General features: G+C 68.2%; 15 protein-coding genes. 8 read left to right on the top strand and 7 right to left on the bottom strand.

Annotated elements, in window-relative coordinates; all coding sequences use genetic code 11:
* Positions 1–57: 57 nt before the first annotated feature.
* The 6 genes from ABS361_07540 to ABS361_07565 form a co-directional block, all read right to left on the bottom strand.
* Positions 58–924 (bottom strand): sugar phosphate isomerase/epimerase family protein, encoded by an 867-nt coding sequence (locus tag ABS361_07540; GenBank protein XBY46077.1) that lies wholly within the window; start codon positions 922–924, stop codon positions 58–60.
* Entirely contained in the window at positions 924–2027 is a 1104-nt protein-coding gene (locus tag ABS361_07545; protein ID XBY46078.1) for an ABC transporter permease, read from the bottom strand. The genes ABS361_07540 and ABS361_07545 overlap by 1 nt, the downstream gene beginning before the upstream one ends.
* Positions 2024–3019: an ABC transporter permease gene (locus ABS361_07550; GenBank protein ID XBY46079.1), complete on the bottom strand. Its 996-nt coding sequence runs from the start codon at positions 3017–3019 to the stop codon at positions 2024–2026. Before ABS361_07550 ends, ABS361_07545 begins: the two co-directional genes overlap by 4 nt.
* Entirely contained in the window at positions 3012–4511 is a 1500-nt protein-coding gene (locus tag ABS361_07555) for a sugar ABC transporter ATP-binding protein (GenBank protein ID XBY46080.1), read from the bottom strand. Before ABS361_07555 ends, ABS361_07550 begins: the two co-directional genes overlap by 8 nt.
* 113 nt (positions 4512–4624) lie before the next feature.
* Positions 4625–5551 carry a substrate-binding domain-containing protein gene (locus ABS361_07560; protein ID XBY46846.1) on the bottom strand — a complete coding sequence of 309 codons (927 nt, stop codon included), beginning with the start codon at positions 5549–5551 and terminating at the stop codon, positions 4625–4627.
* Between the two features lie 103 nt (positions 5552–5654).
* Complete coding sequence (locus tag ABS361_07565) at positions 5655–6755, bottom strand: LacI family DNA-binding transcriptional regulator (GenBank protein XBY46081.1); 1101 nt, start codon at positions 6753–6755, stop codon at positions 5655–5657.
* Positions 6756–7068: 313 nt separating this feature from the next.
* Here ABS361_07565 and ABS361_07570 point away from each other — a divergent pair, with 313 nt between their 5' ends.
* A complete protein-coding gene (locus ABS361_07570; GenBank protein ID XBY46082.1) occupies positions 7069–7644 on the top strand; it encodes a cytochrome b/b6 domain-containing protein in 576 nt (191 codons plus the stop codon).
* Positions 7645–7663: 19 nt separating this feature from the next.
* Here the strand turns inward: ABS361_07570 and ABS361_07575 are convergent, their stop codons facing one another.
* Positions 7664–8788 carry an FAD-binding oxidoreductase gene (locus tag ABS361_07575; protein ID XBY46083.1) on the bottom strand — a complete coding sequence of 375 codons (1125 nt, stop codon included), beginning with the start codon at positions 8786–8788 and terminating at the stop codon, positions 7664–7666.
* Between the two features lie 166 nt (positions 8789–8954).
* On the opposite strand from ABS361_07575, the gene ABS361_07580 reads away from it, so the two are divergent.
* The 7 genes from ABS361_07580 to ABS361_07610 all read left to right on the top strand — a co-directional run bounded on the left by ABS361_07580 (position 8955) and on the right by ABS361_07610 (position 16704).
* A complete protein-coding gene (locus ABS361_07580) occupies positions 8955–9833 on the top strand; it encodes a MurR/RpiR family transcriptional regulator (GenBank protein XBY46084.1) in 879 nt (292 codons plus the stop codon).
* 49 nt (positions 9834–9882) lie between these two features.
* Positions 9883–11454 (top strand): ABC transporter substrate-binding protein, encoded by a 1572-nt coding sequence (locus ABS361_07585; GenBank protein XBY46085.1) that lies wholly within the window; start codon positions 9883–9885, stop codon positions 11452–11454.
* A gap of 21 nt (positions 11455–11475) precedes the next feature.
* Positions 11476–12402, top strand: a complete 927-nt coding sequence (locus ABS361_07590) for an ABC transporter permease (protein XBY46086.1) — start codon at positions 11476–11478, stop codon at positions 12400–12402.
* Between the two features lie 63 nt (positions 12403–12465).
* Entirely contained in the window at positions 12466–13248 is a 783-nt protein-coding gene (locus ABS361_07595; protein XBY46847.1) for an ABC transporter permease, read from the top strand.
* A gap of 1 nt (position 13249) precedes the next feature.
* Positions 13250–14212 carry an ABC transporter ATP-binding protein gene (locus ABS361_07600; protein XBY46087.1) on the top strand — a complete coding sequence of 321 codons (963 nt, stop codon included), beginning with the start codon at positions 13250–13252 and terminating at the stop codon, positions 14210–14212.
* Positions 14205–15191 carry an ABC transporter ATP-binding protein gene (locus ABS361_07605; GenBank protein ID XBY46088.1) on the top strand — a complete coding sequence of 329 codons (987 nt, stop codon included), beginning with the start codon at positions 14205–14207 and terminating at the stop codon, positions 15189–15191. The genes ABS361_07600 and ABS361_07605 overlap by 8 nt, the downstream gene beginning before the upstream one ends.
* Positions 15192–15210: 19 nt before the next feature.
* Complete coding sequence (locus ABS361_07610; protein XBY46089.1) at positions 15211–16704, top strand: M81 family metallopeptidase; 1494 nt, start codon at positions 15211–15213, stop codon at positions 16702–16704.
* Positions 16705–17238 lie beyond the last annotated feature (534 nt).

Below are 17238 nucleotides of genomic sequence, written 5' to 3' on the forward strand. Positions count from 1 at the left end.
CCCATTCCGAGACGACGCGGGCGCCGATCGGCGCCCGCTTTGCTTTCCGAGAAGGCGTCAGCCGAGCCCGTAGACCCGCGCGAGGCTCTGCAGATAGGGCACGCCCTTTTCGAGCACGTCCTGCCGGTCGCGCGCGACGTCGCGCCACACGCACAGCGCCGAGGCGATCTCGGGCGGCAGCGTCACGAAGCTTTCCATGACCAGATCGCCCTTGAAGCCGGTCTCGGCCAGCGCCCGGAACGTGTCGGTCCAGTCGATCGTGCCGGAGCCGGGCACGCCGCGGTCGCTCTCGGAGAGATGCACGTAGGAGCAATGCGCGCCAGCGACGCGGATGCCGTGGCCGACGCCCTTTTCCTCGATGTTCATGTGGTAGGTATCGAGGTGGATGGTGACGTTCGGTTCGTCGAGGCGTTCGAGGAACTTGAGCGACTGGTCGGCCGTGTTGAGCAGATGCGTCTCGTAACGGTTGCAGGGCTCGATGCCGATCAGCATGCCGTAATCGCGCGCCTTGCGAACAACCGGCTTCAAAGCCTTGGCCATGTTGGCATATTCCGCCTCGGTCGGGCGCTTGCCGGACTTCCAGCCGAGCACGCCGTAGGTGACGCCGCACAGGATCGAGCAGCCGAGCTCGTGCGCCTTGTCGAGCGCCGGCATCAGGAAGGCGGTGGCGCGGTCCGGATCGAGCGCGGCGTTGGAATGCTCCGGCAGGCAGAGCGAGGCGGTCGGCTCGACGCCGTGCTTCTCGAACAGTTTTCGGCTATGGGCGGCGTCGACGCCGGCGGGGTTCAAGAGCGCGATCTCGAGCACTTCGAGCCCGTGCTCGGCAGCCTCGGGGATTGCCAGCTCGGCCGCCTCGCGCGTCCATTCGGACGCCCAGAGGCTCGTGTGCATGCCGATGCGGATGCGGTCGGGACGGAACGACATCAGGTCTTCTCCTGGGGCGTGGGATTGGATTTGGAAACGGAGAGCGAGGTCCCCCGCGCACTGCGGCGCTGGGCGAGCGCGGTCGCGATCGAGCGGATCGCCATGACGCCGATCAGGGTCAGGCCCCAGATCGCCAGCGTCAGATGCTGGTTGGCGCCGAGCTGGTTCAGCCCGGACGAGATCACCTGCAGGACGATCAGCGCCATCACGAGGCCCGAGACGCGGCCGAAGCCGCCGTTCGGGTCGACGCCGCCGAGCACGGCGGCGAGGATGGTCACGAGCAGGTAGGATTGCGCGTAGCCGGCGCTCGCCGAATTGAACCGCGCCATCATCAGCACCGCGGCGACGAAGCAGAGCACCGACGACATCGTGTAGACGCCGATCAGCACGCGCTTGGTGTCGACGCCGGAATAGCGCGTCGCCTCGAGGTTGGAGCCGATCATCGCGACCGAGATGCCGAACGGCGTGCGGCTCAAGATCACCGCCACCAGCGCGGCGACCGCGACGAAGATCAGGAACGGCAGCGGCAGGCCGAGGATCACCGCGTTGCCGATCGCCTGGAAGGCATCCGGAAAGCCGGCGATCACCAGACCGCGGGTCAGATAGATGCTGACACCATCGATGATCGACATGGTGCCGAGCGTGACCAGGATCGGGTGCACGCCCATGTTGGCGACCAGCCAGCCGGTGGCGAGCCCGACGACGAGGCAATGGACGAAGCCGGCGGCGAGCGCCACCGCGATCCAGAGCGCGACGATCGCGGGCTCCGAGCCCGGCGCGATCGCCTTCGTCATGATGAAGGCCATCAGCAGCGCCGACTGGTTGGCGGTCGCAATGATCGCGAGGTTGAGCCCGCTCGAGATGAGCGGGATCACCATGGCGAGCGCGAGGAGCCCGAGTTCCGGCAGCTGGAACATCATCGACTGCGCGGTGCCGAGCGTCGGGAAGCGGTCCGGCATCAGCACCGAGAACAGGCCGACCAGCCCGACGCAGAGGGCGGCGAGGCCGACCGGGCTCTGGCCATCGCCGTTGCCGCGCAGGAGCCGGGTCAGGTGATCGAGCTGGGCGGCGAGGGGGGATGGGGCGGGGCGGGTATCGATCATGCAAGCGCCCTCCGGCTGCGCCGCGAGGGCCGGTTCGACAGGCCGGTGGCCGAGGTCGACACGAGGATCACGAGGCCGATCACGATCTGGAAGAAGTACGGCGAGACGCCGATCAGGTTCAGGCCGTTCTGGATGATCGCCAGCATCAGGATGCCGAGGATCACGCCGCCGACCGAGCCGATGCCGCCGGTGAGGCTCGCGCCGCCGAGCACGGCGGCCGCGACGACATTGAGCTCGCTGCCGACCATGGCGTTGGGCACGCTCTCGCCGACGCGGTGCGCCTGCAGGAGCCCGGCGACGGCGGCCATGAAACCCATGAAGCCATAGACGAACAGGTGCAGCCGGCCGATGCCGATGCCGACGCGGCGCGCGGCTTCCGGGTTGCCGCCCATGGCATAGACCTGCCGGCCGACGGCGGTCTTGTTCATCAGGGCCCAGGTGCCGACGACCGCGGCGACCATGACCAGGAGCGGCAACGTGATGCGGATGATGTCGCCGCCGGCGGTCTCGGTCCGGTAGAAGGTCACGCGCTTCGACCACCAGTCGGGCAGGTCGTAGATCGACTTGCCGCCGGTAAAGTACATGAGCAGCGCGAAATAGACGCTCATGGTCGCGATCGTCACGATGATCGAGGTGATCTTCACGCCGTGGATCAGCACGGCGTTGATCAGGCCGAGCAGGACGCCCACCGCGAGGCCGATGCCGAGCGCGGCGGCCGGCGGCCAGCCCCAGCGCGCGGCGGCGAGCGCGGCGATGTACTGCGCGACCGAGGCGGTCGCGGCGAAGGAGATGTCGATGCCGCCCGAAACCAGCACGACGAACAGGCCCATCGCGAGCACCGCTGTCACCGTGTAGCTCTCGACGAGATCGATCAGGTTCGGCACTGTGAGGAAATGCGGGGTGGCGATCGTCCAGACCACGGCGAGGACCAGGATCGCGAGCGCGAGCCAGGCCTCGGTGGAGTATTTCAGCGCGCGGATCGCCTCAGGCATCGATGCGGCTCCGGATGGTGGCTTCGTCGACCTGGCCCGGCACGAAGCTCTCGACGATGCGGCCGGCGCGCATGTGCAGCACGCGGTCGCAGGTGGTCATGACCTCGGGGATCTCGTCGGAGATGATCAGGATCGCGACGCCGGAGCGGGCGAGGTCGCGGACGAGCGCGTAGATGCCGGCCTTGTTGCCGATGTCGACGCCGACCGTGGGGCTGTCGAGGATCAGCACCTTCGGCTTGGTCTCCAGCCACTTGGCGAGCACCACGCGCTGCTGGTTGCCGCCCGACAGCGTTGAGACCGGGCGGTCGAGGCCGGGGATCTTGATCCGGAGGCGCTCGATCCAGCCCTCGGCGACGCCGCGCTTGGCGTGTCCGGGGATCAGGCCGAGCGGGCCCTTCAGGCGATCGAGGCTCGCCAGCACGAGATTGTCGGCGATCGACTGGCGCATGTTGAGGCCGAGGTTCAGCCGGTCCTCGGAGACATAGGCGATGCCGGCGCGGATCGCGTCGCGGTTGGAGGCGATGCGGATCTCGCGGCCGTCGAGCCGGATCGCGCCGCGATCCGGCCGGCGCATGCCGAACAGCGCCAGCGCAAGCTCGGTGCGCCCGGCGCCGAGCAGGCCGGTGAGGCCAAGCACTTCGCCGGCATGGAGCGAGAACGACACCTCCGCGAACTCGCCGTCGCGGGACAGACCCTCGACGCCGAGCACCTCCGGGCCGTCGATCGGCCGGGCATGGATCGCGTGATCGAAGTTGCGGCCGGTCATCAGCTCGCCGATGCGCCGCTCGTCGAGCTCGCGCGCGGCCCACGTGCCGACTTTGACGCCGTCGCGCATGACCGTGACACGATCGGCGATCTCGATCACCTCGTCGAGGCGATGCGAGACGAACACGATCGCGAGGCCGTCGGCCTTGAGCCGGCCCACGATGGCGAGCAGGCGATCGACCTCGGAGCGGGTCAGCGAAGCGGTCGGCTCGTCCATGAACAGGAGCCGTGCCCGGGACGCGAGGCCCCGGCAGATGGCGACGATCTGGCGCTCGGCGATCGGCAGATCGCCGACGCGGGCATCGAGCGGGAGATCGAAGGCGAGGCGATCGAGCACGCCGCGGGCGATCTGGCGCATCCGGCTCATGCGGGCAGGGCGGGCGAGGCCCTGCAGCACCTCGTCGATTGCGATGTTCTCGGCGACGGAGAGGTTCGGGAACAGCGACAGGTCCTGAAAGATCACCTGCACGCCGAGCGCCTTGGCCTCGGCCGGGGTCAGGCGATCGAAGCGGCGGCCGGCGATGGTGATGGCGCTGCCGGGATCGGGCGCATGCACGCCGGCGACCATCTTGATGATCGTCGACTTGCCGCAGCCGTTCTCGCCGCACAGGCAATGGACCTCGCCGCTTTTCACGTCCCAGTCGACGCGATCGACGGCGATGGCGCCGCCGAAGCGCTTGGTGACGCTTTCGAGCGTGAGAAAGGGTGGCTCCGTGGCGGTTGCCATGGCGGCCTCTCGATTTTGCAGCAGGGGGGCGTTGCTCCCGGCCAGTCTTGGCCGGGAGACGCGGGCCATGTCGGGCTATCCGCCGAGGGCAGACACCCGGCTCGGAGGCAGGCTCAGAGGCCGATGCCGACGAGCTCGTCGATGGTCGACTTGTTGATCGCCTGCAGCTTCTGGCCGAGGATCAACTTCTTCTCGGCATCGACCTTGACCTTGCCGAGGCCGGGGATCTCCATGCCGTCGGCCGGCTTCTGGCCCTTGGCGAGCATGTCGCCGACCCGCACGATCACCTCGCCGGCGAGCATGGGATTCCAGATGTAGCCTTCCGAGATGGCGCCCGACTTGATGTACTTGGCGCCCTGGCCCGGCGAGAACGGCCCGACGACAGCGACCTTGCCGATCACCTCGCGCGCCTCGACGGCCTTGGCGGCGCCGATCGGGCCCTGGCTGCCGAAGGCGAGAATGCCCTTGAGATCCGGGTTGGCGCGCATCTGGTCCTGCGCGGTCTTGAAGCTGTCGTCGAGGCTCTCGGCGACGCCGAAGCGGTCGGCGACGAGCTGCATCTTCGGGTACTTCGCCTTCTGCAGCGCGATCGCGGCATCGGCCCAGGCGTTGTGCAGCGGCACCGTCAGCGAGCCGACGTAGACGATGTACTTGCCTTCGCCGCCCATGGCCTTGGCCAGCGCTTCCATGTGCTGCTCGCCAAAGCCGGTGACGGTGGTCAGCTCGATGTCCCAGTCGTGGTTCTTCTGGTCAGGGCTCTCGTGGGTGATCACGGTGATGCCGGCGGCCTTGGCGCGGGCGAACACCGGCTCGAGCGCGGTCGCGTCGTTCGGCACGACGCAGATGACGTTGACCTTGCGGGCGATCAGGTCCTCGACCGCGCGGACCTGCTGGGCCGCGTCGGCCTGGGTCGGGCCGATCATCCAGGCGTCGACGCCGAGTTCGCCGCCGGCCTTCTTGATGCCGGCTTCCATGGCGTTGAACCACGGGATGCCGCCGATCTTCACGACCGTGGCGATCTGCGCCTTGCCCGCGGCCATGGCGCCGGTCGCGCCGCCGAATGCACCGGCCGCGGCGACGCCGCCCATCAGTTTCAGGGCGCTGCGGCGCGAGACTTCATATCGAGACATGGAATTCCTCCCTTCATCGTTGCACCGCGTGGGTTTGTTTGCGTCCCACGTCGTCTGCCCCGTCCGCTCCGAGGAGCGACGGGCCGACAGCCCTGGCGGACTGGCGGATTTCGAGCCGACAGCCGAGTTTCAGGCGGTCGGGATGGCTGGGCGTGTCGCTCGAGGACACGCCGTCGATCCGGGCGCGCAGCCGCTCCCAGGCGGCGAGCGCCATGGCATCGACGGGCTGGGCGATGGCGGTGATCGAGGGCTTCGAGATGCGCATCCAGGCGTAGTCGTCGAAGCCGAGCACTGAAATGTCGTCGGGCACGGCGAAATCGAGCCGGTTCAGGCAGGCGATCGCGCCCATCGTGGCGAAATTGGTCAGGGCGACGACGCCGGTCGGTGTGCCCTGCGCGGCCAGATAGCGATCGATGCGCTCGTCGATCTCCTCGAAGGACAGGCCGACCTCGAGTACCGGCGGGCGCGGCAGGCCGATCTCGGCATAGGCGCCGGCGATGCCGGCGACGCGTTCGCGGATGTTGGCGAGATCGAGCGAGGAGGCGACCACCAGCAGGTTGCGATGGCCGAGTTCGAGCATGTGGCGGGCCGCGAGGCGGCCGGCGCCCTCGTTGTCGACGGTGACGACGTCCGAGCCGACATCGTCGGCGACGCGGTCGACCACGACATAGGGCACGCGCGCACCCTCGAGCAGGTCGCGGCCGGCGAAGGCGTCGGTGCTCGGCACCACCACGACCCCGGCCGGACGCCAGGAGAGCAGTGCCGCGAGCCGAGCGCGTTCGACCGCGTCGTCGTCGTGGCCGCTGGCGAGGACGATGTCGTAGCCCTCGTCGCGTACCGCGCGTTCGATCGCCGCGATCAGGCCGGTGAAGAACGGGTTGTCGAGGCTCGGCACCAGCACGCAGACGATGCGCGCCCGGCCCGAGCGAAGTTGCGAGGCGACGCGATCGACCTGATAGCCGAGCGCGGCGGCGGCCGCGCGGACCTTGGCGACCAGCGCGGCATCGACCGGCTTGCGATCGGCCAGCACGTTGGAAACCGTCGCGACCGACACGCCGGCGCGCGCGGCGACGTCCTTCATGGTGGCGGGTTTCGTGGCGGCGGTCTTGCGCAACAGAACCTCGGCGCGGGCTCGTAAAACGATTTACGTAAATCGTTTTACGAGACGTCGCGGACAGGGTCAATCGGGTTTCGACGGGCTGTGGATGGTCGATGCCGGCCGCCGTTTCGGCGCGGATCGCGGGCGGGGCGGGCGACCGGCATCGGCGGCTCGCGGGGCGCCGCGGCTGCAGGACGCCGGTGCGGCGCCGGCGATCTCCATCGAACCTCGACCGTTTCTCGCGGCAATCGCCACGGACGCGGTGTCATTGCTGCTGAGGCACGGGTGAACGGGCGGGGTGGGCGTCGTGCGAGGTGAGGGGACAGCTATGACGGCCGACACGGCGATGGACGCAATTCGCAGCCGCTATCCGCTTTCGATCCGGGTGCTGCATTGGCTGCGCGCGGTGCTGATTCTCGGCCTGCTGGCGTCGGGGTGGTACATGACCCGGCTGCCGGAGAGCGATCTCTCGACCGCCAACCTGTTCTATCCGAACCACAAGCAGTTCGGCGTGCTGGTCTGGCTGCTGGCGATCGTGCATCTCGGCTTGCGCTGGCGCCATGCGCGGCTCATGCCGGAGGCGCCAACGGCGTTGTCCGCGTGGGAGAGGGTCCTGTCACACGCGACCCACCGCGCGCTCATCGTGCTGACCCTGTTCGTGCCGTTCTTCGGCTATGCGCTGTCGAGCAGTTTCGTCGAGAGCGACGGCGTGCCGTTCTTCGTCGTCGCGCATCTGCCCGAGCTGCTGCCGAAGAGCGACGCGGCGTTCAAGGTGTTCCAGGCGCTGCACCGGTACTCGGCGTATCTGCTGCTCGCGCTCGTCCTGCTGCATGTGGCGGGGGCGCTGAAACACCGGATCCTCGATCGCGGCGGGGCGACCGACGTGCTGCCGCGGATGGTCTGAGGGCTGGGCGGAGCCACAGTCAGGCGCGGCAGCGGTCCGGCGCGAGATCGGCGGGGTCGATGCCGGCGGCGGCGATATCGGCGGGGAGGCGGCGGCCGGTCGCCAGCGCGGCGGCGATGCGGGCGAGCGTCGGCGACATCATGATGCCGTAGCCGCCCTGGCCGACCAGCCAGAACAGGCCCGGCTGCTCGGGATCGAAGCCGACGACCGGGTTCTTGTCGGCGACGAAGCTGCGCAGGCCGGCCCAGGTGCGCGGTGCCTTGCGGACCGTCACATGGGTGTGGCTCTCGAGCCAGTCGACCAGCACGGCGATGTCCATGTCGTCGGGCTGCGCGTCCTGCGGCTCGACCGGCGTCTCGTCGGCGAGCGAGGCCATCAGGCGACCGCCGTCCGGCTTCAGGTAGGGCGCGTCGCCGGCGAACTCGACCAGCGGCATGGCGTGGAGATCGAGGCCGTCCGGGCCCTCGGTCACCAGTGCGGTGCGACGCTTCGGGACCAGGCCGACCGGCCGCGCGCCGGCCATGCGGCCGAGCACATCGCCCCAGGCGCCGGCGGCATTGACCACGGTTGCGGCGCGGATCTCCTCGTCGCCGGCGGTGAGGCGCCATTCGCCGTCGACACGAACCAGCGCGGTCACCGGCTGGGCGCGGCGAAGCGTGCCGCCGCGCTGCCGGAAGCCGCGCAGAAAGCCCTGGTGGATCGCGGCGACGTCCATGTCGGTCACGCCGGGCTCGAAGCAAGCCGCCCCGACCGCCTCGGGGCGCAGCACGGGCGCCAGGCGCAGCGCCTCGGCGACCGAAATGCGGTGGATGGGATCGCGCGCCGTGCCGTTGGCGAGCAGAGCTGCGATCGGGGCTTCGTCGTCGGTCTTGAAGATGGTCAGCGCGCCACGCGGCGACAGGAGCGGGGTCTCGGCGAAACCCTCCGGCGGTTCCTCGAAAAAGCGGCGGCCGGCCGCATTCAGCCGTCGGACGACGGAGGGGCCGAAGTTCGGCGTGTAGAGCGCCGCCGAGCGGCCGGTCGAATGGTAACCCGGCTGCGCCTCGGCCTCGATCAGCACGACGCTGGCCTCGTTCTGGAGCTCGTAGGCCACCGAGGCGCCGGAAACGCCGGCGCCGATCACCGCAAAATCATATGTCGCCATATCGACCCGCTCATCCGCGCGGCCCACTGCCGACGGGCCGCATTGGCGCGCCGGCTCGGAGCCGCTGCTCAGGAAATGACCCGAACGCTCAAATTTTGCAAGTAAACAATCTTCTATTGACGCTTTGAAAGAAAACTTTCACTCTTGCCGCCAGAGGAGATCACGGATGGAAGGGACGCTCAGAGATCGGCTCCGCGCCTGTCTGACGACCGGGTCGAAGGCCGACCGGGCGCTGGCGAGCTACATCCTCGCCAAGACCGGCAGCGTGCCGTTCGAGACCGCGACGACGCTGGCGGCCAAGGTCGGCGTCAGCGAGCCGACCGTGGGCCGCTTCTGCCGGTCGCTCGGCTATGCGAGCTTCAAGGATCTCAAGAGCCAGCTGAAGCAGGACATCGGCGATCGGCCCTGGCTGATCTCCGATCGGCTGAAGGCGTTCCAGGCGCGTGCGCTTGCGGGCGAAAACGCGCTCGCGCAGTCGCTGCAGCTCGAGATGGCCGGCCTCGTCGCCGTCTACGAGCTGACCCAGTCGGAGAGCTGGAAATCGTTCGTAAAGCGGCTTTCCGTGTCGCGTCGGGTGTTCGCGGTCGGGTTCCAGACCGAGCGGGCGATGGCGCACATGTTCGCCCATCAGCTCCAGTATCTGCGCGACGGCGTGCAGCTGCTCGACCTCGACGGCGGCCATTTCGCGGAGATCCTGGCAACCGAGCCCGAGGGCGCCACACTCGTGATGTTCGAGGCGCGGCGCTATTCGCGGCTGGCGCGGCTTCTCGCCCGCGAGGCCCGCGCGAGCGGCATCCCGGTCACGCTCGTCACCGATGCCTTCTGCGACTGGGGCGCGGAGCTCGCCGACGAGATGTTCGTCGTGCCGACCGAATTCAACCTGTTCTGGGATTCGACCGCCCAGATGGCGAGCCTCATCAACCTGATGATGAACGCCGTCTCGATCGAGATCGGCCCGAGCGTCGAGGCGCGCATGACGCGGGTCTCGCAGCTCTATGCCCGCTTCACCGGCCACGTGGGCGACGCCCACGGGCCCGAGACCTGATCACCGGAGACACCTCACGGCCATTTCCACTTTTGGGGGGAGAAGCATCATGCGGCATTTCACGAGAATTGCGTTGCTCACGGTCTCGGCGCTGGCCGTCTCCGGCACGGCGCTCAAGGCCCAGGAAGCGACCTTCGCCGTCACGGCGCGCGAGGTCGGCGCGCCCTCCTACAACCCGATCACCGGCACGAAGCTCAACAGCGCCAACTCGCTGATCTTCGACCGCCTGCTGCTGCAGGATGCCGATCAGAGCTTCCATGGAGCGCTGGCGCAGTCCTGGGAACAGACCCCGGACGGCATGCAGTGGACGTTCAAGCTGAAGCCGGGCGTCAAGTTCCATGACGGCGAGCCGTTCAACGCCAAGGTCATCGAGTGGTGGATCCCGAAATTCGCGGGCACCGAGAACGCCTACATGGTCGCCAACATCGACAAGGTCGAGGTGGTCGACGATCTGACCGTGCGCTTTCACATGAAGGCACCGGATCCGAACCTGCTGTTCAACTTCGCCTCGTCGTTCATGGGCGTGCCCTCGCCGAAGGCCTATGACCAGCTCGGCGACAAGTTCGGCGTCACGGCGGCGATCGGCACCGGGCCGTACAAGATGGAGTCCTTCACTGTCGGCCAGCAGACGGTGCTGACCCGCAACGACGACTACACCTGGGGTTCGGACCTCTCGGCCAATCGCGGCCCGGCCAAGATCAAGAAGATCACGGTGCGCGAGATCGCGGAGGACTCGACCGCCTTCCTCGAGTTGCAGACCGGCGGCGTCGACCTGCTCTATACCGTGCCGACCGACTTCCTGCCGCGGCTCAAGGCCGAGAAGACGGTCAAGGTGATGATGATCCCGGGTACCGAGATCGTCTACATGCCGATCAACGTCACGGTCGAGCCGTTCACCGACATCAAGGTCCGCGCGGCGGCGGCCTATGCGATCAACCAGAAGGCCATCTGGCAGACGCTCTATGGCGGCGTCGGCACGCCGGCGAACCAGTTCCTGATCTCGTCCCTGCAGGAATCCAAGGTCGATCCGAAGTTCGCGATCTCCTACGATCCGGCGCGGTCGAAGAAGCTGCTCGACGAGGCCGGCTGGACCATGGGTCCGGACGGCGTGCGCGTGAAGAACGGCCAGAAGCTCCAGGTCAAGCTCTGGACCTCGAACGGCACCGAGTTCAAGCGCATCACCGAGGCCGTGCAGGCCGAGCTCAAGGATGTCGGCTTCCAGGCGGACATCACGGTCTTCGACGCCTCCTCGATCAATGCCCAGTACAAGAAGAAGACCGAGCACCAGCTCGCGGTCCGGTCCTATTCCTGGACCAACGCCGACATCATCGACTGGTTCTTCTCGGGCAAGCGCCTCGGCTATCCGAACGTCTCGATGCTCGACGATCCGAAGGCCGAAGAGCTCAACGTCATCGCGATGACCAAGTCGAAGACCTGGGAGGAGCGCGTCGCGAACTTCAAGGCGTATCACGAGTACATTCTCTCGCAGTACGCCTTCGCCCCGATCTACGAGCCGGCCAACATCTTCGCCTATTCGACGAAGCGGCTGAAGCTGCCGGAGGCGATCCGCGGCACGCGCCTGACCAGCCAGACCATCCTCGACGCCGACGTGACCAAGTAAGGGCCATTGGGATCGACCGGGATGTTCGGCTATTTCCTCAAGCGTCTGCTGCTGCTCATTCCGGTCTTCCTGGCCATGTCGGCGGTCGTGTTCGCCATCGTGCACCTGGTGCCGGGTGATCCGATCGACAACATGTTGCAGATCGGCTCGTCGCCCGAGCGACGGGCCGCGCTGACCGCGAAGTTCGGGCTCGACCGGCCGCTCGTCGTGCAATACGGCGTGTGGCTCGGCCGGGTCTTCCACGGCGATTTCGGCGATGCGATCGTGCTGAAGCAGCCGGTCGCGACGCTGATCCTCACCAATCTGCCGCATAGTCTGGCGCTCGGCGGCCTCGCGCTCCTCTTCTCGACCGTGGTCGGCGTTTCGATCGGAGCGGCGGCGGCGTTCTTCAAGGACAGCTGGTTCGACCGCTCGGTCATGGGCCTGATCCTCGCCGGCGCGACGATCCCGAATTTCTGGCTCGGGCTCCTGCTGATCCTCGTCTTCGCGGTCGAACTCGGCTGGTTCCCCGTGTCGGGCGCCCGCAGCCTCGATGCGCTGGTGCTGCCGGTCCTGACCGTCGGGCTCGGCGGCGTCGCGTTGATCGCGCGCGTCACGCGTGCCGCCATGGTCGAGGTCGCCCGGCAGGACTTCGTCATGATGCTGCACGCCAAGGGGCTCAGCCGGCGACAGATCTACCTCGGCCATGTGCTGCGCCACGCGCTGCTGCCGGTCGTGACCATCCTCGGCCTCAAGGTCGGCTGGGTGGTCGGTGGCGCGGTGACGATCGAATATGTCTTCGCGCGCCCCGGCCTCGGTTCGCTCCTGATCTCCGCGCTCAATCAGCGGGACTACCCGCTGGTGCAGGGCTGCCTGCTGATGCTCGGCGTCGCGGTCATGCTCGGTACGCTGCTCGGCGATCTCGCGCAGGCCGCCATGGACCCGCGCATCCGCAACGGATTGCGCTGACATGGCCGCGCTCTCCGCCCTCCGCACCGCCATCGCGTCCCCCGCGGTGCGCCGTCCGCGGCGATCCTCGTGATCGCGATCGCCGCCGCAGTCGCGGCGCCTTGGCTCGCGCCTTACCCTTATGCGGCGCAGAACCTCGGCGACGCCATGATGGAGCCCTCGGCGGCGCACCTCCTCGGCACCGACGAGTTCGGCCGCGATCTCCTGTCGCGCATTATATTCGGCGCGCGCGTCTCGCTCGGCGTCGCGGTGACGTCGATCTCGCTGTCGGTGCTGATCGGCCTCGTGATCGGCGCGGTCGCGGGCTACGCGGGCGGATGGGTCGACCGCGCGCTGATGGCGGTGGTCGACCTGACCTGGTCGTTTCCCGAGATCCTGATCGCCCTGGTGCTGATCGCGATCCTCGGGCCGGGCCTGTCCTCGGCCGGCGTCGCGATCACGATCGGCTATCTCGCACAGTTCGCGCGGCTGACCCGCAGCCAGATCATCGCGCTGAAGGGCGAGACCTATGTGGAGGCCGCAGTCAGCCTCGGCGCGGGCCACGCGCATCTGCTGCTCCGGCATCTGATCCCGAACGCGCTGACGCCGGTGATCGTCGCCGGCATGCTCGCGACCGGCGATGCGATCATCCTGGAGGCGACGCTCGGCTTCTTCGGCCTCGGCGCGCAGCCGCCGCTGCCGAGCTGGGGCGCCTTGATGAGCTCCGGCGTCGCCCAGATCTATCTGGCGCCCTGGGTGATCCTGTTTCCGGGCATCGCCATCGCGATCACGGTCGTGGCGATCAACCTGTTCGGCGATGCGCTGATCGACGCGCTCGACATCCGCAACCGGCTGAAGGAGCGCTGAGATGAGCCTTCTCGCCGTCGAGGATCTTTCGGTTGCCATCGGAACCGTGCCGCTGATCGATCGCGTCGGCTTCACGCTCGACCGCGGCGAGGTGCTCGGCCTCGTCGGCGAGTCCGGTTCGGGCAAATCGCTGACCGCGACGACGCTGATGGGCCTCTTGCCGCTCATCGGCGGGCGGATCACGGCCGGTGCGGTCCGGTTCGACGGGCTCGATCTCACCACCTTGGCCGAACCGGCCTACCGCCGCCTGCGCGGCGGCCGGATCGCGCTGATCGCGCAGAACCCGATGACCTCGCTCGATCCGATCAAGACCGTCGGCGCGCAGATCGATCAGGTCTCGCGGCTGCATGCCGGCTTGTCGCCGGCTGCCGCGCGGGCGCGCAGCCTCGAACTCATGGACCAGCTCCGGATCCCCGAGGCGGCGGCCATCCACGGTCATTATCCGCACCAGCTCTCGGGCGGCATGAAGCAGCGCGTCGTCATCGCCATGGCGCTCGCCGGCGACCCGGACCTGATCATCGCCGACGAGCCGACCACCGCGCTCGACGTCACCATCCAGGCGCAGATCATCCAGATCCTCTGCGATCTGGTCGCGAGCCGGGGGCTCGCGCTCTTGCTGATCACCCACGACATGGGCGTGGTCGCGCAGGCCTGTCACCGCGTCGGCGTGCTCTATGCCGGCCGGCTCGCCGAGACAGGGCCGGTCGAGGCGATCTTCGCCCAGCCGCGACATCCCTACACCAAGGCACTGATCGGCTGCATTCCGGAGGCGGGGCAGGCGGCGGGCACGCTCGTCGGCATTCCCGGCATGGTGCCGACGCCGATCGCCTATCCCGCCGGCTGCCGCTTCCATCCGCGCTGCGCAGTCGCGCGATCCGATTGCGGCACGACGGTGCCGGCAGGATCGGGCAGGGGAGCGAGCACGGCCTACTGCCTGCACCCGCTGGAGGCGGCCGATGCCTGATCCGATCTCTGCTCCGGTGTCCGATCCGATCGTGCGGCTCGACAACGTCGCCAAGTATTTCACCTCGCGCGCCGGCCTGTTCGGCCGCAAGCGCACCATGCGGGCCGTCGACGGCGTGACGCTGGATGTTCCCCGCGGCGGCGTTACTGGCGTGGTCGGCGAATCCGGCTGCGGGAAGTCGACGCTGGCGCGGCTCGTGCTCCGGCTGATGCCGCCGAGCGGAGGGCGCGTGCTGTTCGACGGCGCCGATCTCGCCAGTCTCGGGCCGGCGGCACTGCGCCAGCAGCGCCGGCGCATGCAGATGGTGTTTCAGGACCCCTATTCGTCGATCGATCCGCGCTTCACGATGCAGGACGCGGTGCTCGAGCCGTTGCGGGTGCAGCGCGTGCGGCTCTCCGGCGCGGAGGCGGCTGAGAAGGCGGCGCGATTGCTCGAGATGGTCGGGCTCGCGCCCGAACTCGCCTCGCGCTATCCGCACCAGCTCTCCGGCGGCCAGAAGCAGCGCGTCGGCATCGCCCGCGCGCTTGCGCTGTCGCCGGATCTCATCGTGCTCGACGAGCCGACAGCGTCGCTCGACGTCTCGATCCAGGCGCAGATCATCACGCTGCTCGCCGATCTCAGGGCGCGGCTCGGGCTCACCTACCTGTTCATCTCCCACGATCTCGGGCTCGTGCGCTACTTTTGCGACCGGATCGTCGTCATGTACCTCGGCTCGGTGGTCGAGATCCTGCCGTCGCCCGACGCGCCGCAGCGCCATCCCTATACGCGGACGCTGATGGAGAGCGCCTTCGTGCCCGATCCGGCACGGCGCAAGACAGTCGCGCGGCTGACCGGCGAGATCCCGAGCGCCTTCGATCGCCCGCCGGGCTGCGCCTTCGTGGCGCGCTGTCCACAGGCGAGCAGCCGCTGCCGGACGGAAAAGCCGGCGCTGACCGCCTCGCATGGTCATCCGGTCGCCTGCCATCACCCGCTCGATTGAGATTTCGGAGCCGTTCCCCATGTCGTTCACGGTGCTCACCGCCGAGTTCCAGCACGAGAGCAACACGTTCTCCTGCCGCAGGACCGACCTCAAGGCGTTCCACGAGCGCTACTATTACGAGGGCGAGGCCGCGATCGCCGAACGCGGCGACGCCAATACGCCGCTTGCCGGATTCCTCGATGTCGCCCGGCGTGAGGGCTGGAAGGTGGTCCATCCGATCAGCACCGGCGCGACGCCGTCCGGGCCGGTGACCGAAGCCGCCTACGAGCATATCGCCGGCATCATCGTCGATGCCGTCTCGGCGCATCGCGGCGCGATCGACGGCGTCCTGCTCGGCCTGCACGGCGCCATGGTGACCGAGCACCTGGAGGACGGGGAGGGCGAGCTCATCGCGCGCATCCGCGCCGTTCTCGGGCCGGATATTCCGATCGGCATCACGCTCGACCCGCATGCCAATGTCACCGAGGCGATGGTCGCGCACGCGCAGATCGTCATCGGCTACAAGACCTATCCGCATGTCGACATGCGCGAGCGCGGCAATCAGGCGGCGGAGATTCTCGCGCGTGCGATGGCCGGCGAGATTCGGCCCGTGACGCTGCGCGAGCATCGGCCGATGCTCGAGGAGGCGACCGGCGGGCGCACCGACAAGGGGCCGATGGTCGATCGGCTCGCGCGGGCCGTGGCCTATGAGCAGGAGCCGGACGTGTTCGCGGTATCGGTCAACGGCGCCTTCGGCAATGCCGATATCGCCGAGGTCGGCCCGACCGTGCTGGTGACCTGCCAGGGCGATCACGCCAGGCATCGCGCCTTCATCCGCGAGATCGCCGACGATATCTGGAACCGGCGCAACGAGGTGGTCAACACCTATCTAACGGTCGAGCAAGCGGCGGGGAGGGCGCGCGACTATCGGGCCGACAAGGGGCCGCTGGTGATCGCCGACTATGCCGACAATCCCGGCGGCGGCGCCTATGGCGACTCGACCAATCTGCTGGCGGCGCTGATCGCGGCGGGCGCGACCGAGGCCTGTTTCGGCGGTCTGGTGGATCCGGAGGCCGTCGCGACGCTGTCGCGCTCCAAGCCCGGCGAGACCGTCCGTCTCGCGCTCGGCGGCAAGACCGATCCGAGCTTCGGCGGCGGGCCGCTCGACGTGACGGCGACGCTGGTCGGCCTCTTTGCCGGGGACTATCGCGGCGAGGGGCCGATGATGGCGGGGCTGAAGGGCAGCTTCGGGTCGACGGCGGTCGTCCGGATCGGCGGGATCGACGTGCTCGTCATCGCCAATGCCGCACAGCTGCTCGATACCGGACAGTTCCGCGCCTTCGGCATCGCGCCGGAGCGCTATCGCTCGGTGACGGTCAAGTCGATGCAGCACTTCAGGGCGTCGTTCGAGCCGATCGCCGGCGAGGTGATCGTCGCCGACAGCGGCGCCTTGTGCACGCCGGATCTGACCAAGCTGCCGTATCGCCGCGCGCGTCGGCCGATCTTTCCGCTCGACCGCGACATGGTGCTTTGATCGACGGCGGCCGAACCGTCGCGCCGACCCGATGGATGCCGACCCGATGGATGACGGATGTCGCAAGCCGATCGTCTGCTCGCCGCAGAGCGCGGAGGGCAACTGCGCCCGGTGTGCTGCAAGGACGGTTCGGCGGGCGTGAGATTGACGACGGCGATCCGTCGGTATCGCGCCATGCAAGGCGATCGGTCGGCGCACCCGACAGGGGAGCGCGGCCTGCGCTGCCGTCTGCGCAAGGCGGCGAGGTCGAGCCGGCAACGGGGCGACCGGGATAAGACAAAGGCAGCGAGATCGCGACGGCGACAGGCGACCAGATCGCGGAGCCCATCGGCCCGTGTCTGCCCATCCTTGATTCGCATAAGGATGATTATGGAATAATTTTATATGCGTTGAATGGGTGTTTTGGGCTCCTTATGGTTCTGCGGCCTCCGTTTCGGGCTCGGTAAAGCGTGCCTTCGGGCGCTGTAGTGCGCCAATATGGCGCCGAAACGTCTCGAAACGTCTCTCTCTCTCTCTCTCTCTCTCTCTCTGGGC

The sequence above is a fragment of the Ancalomicrobiaceae bacterium S20 genome (genome assembly GCA_040269895.1).
GTDB lineage: Bacteria > Pseudomonadota > Alphaproteobacteria > Rhizobiales > Ancalomicrobiaceae > Methyloraptor > Methyloraptor flagellatus.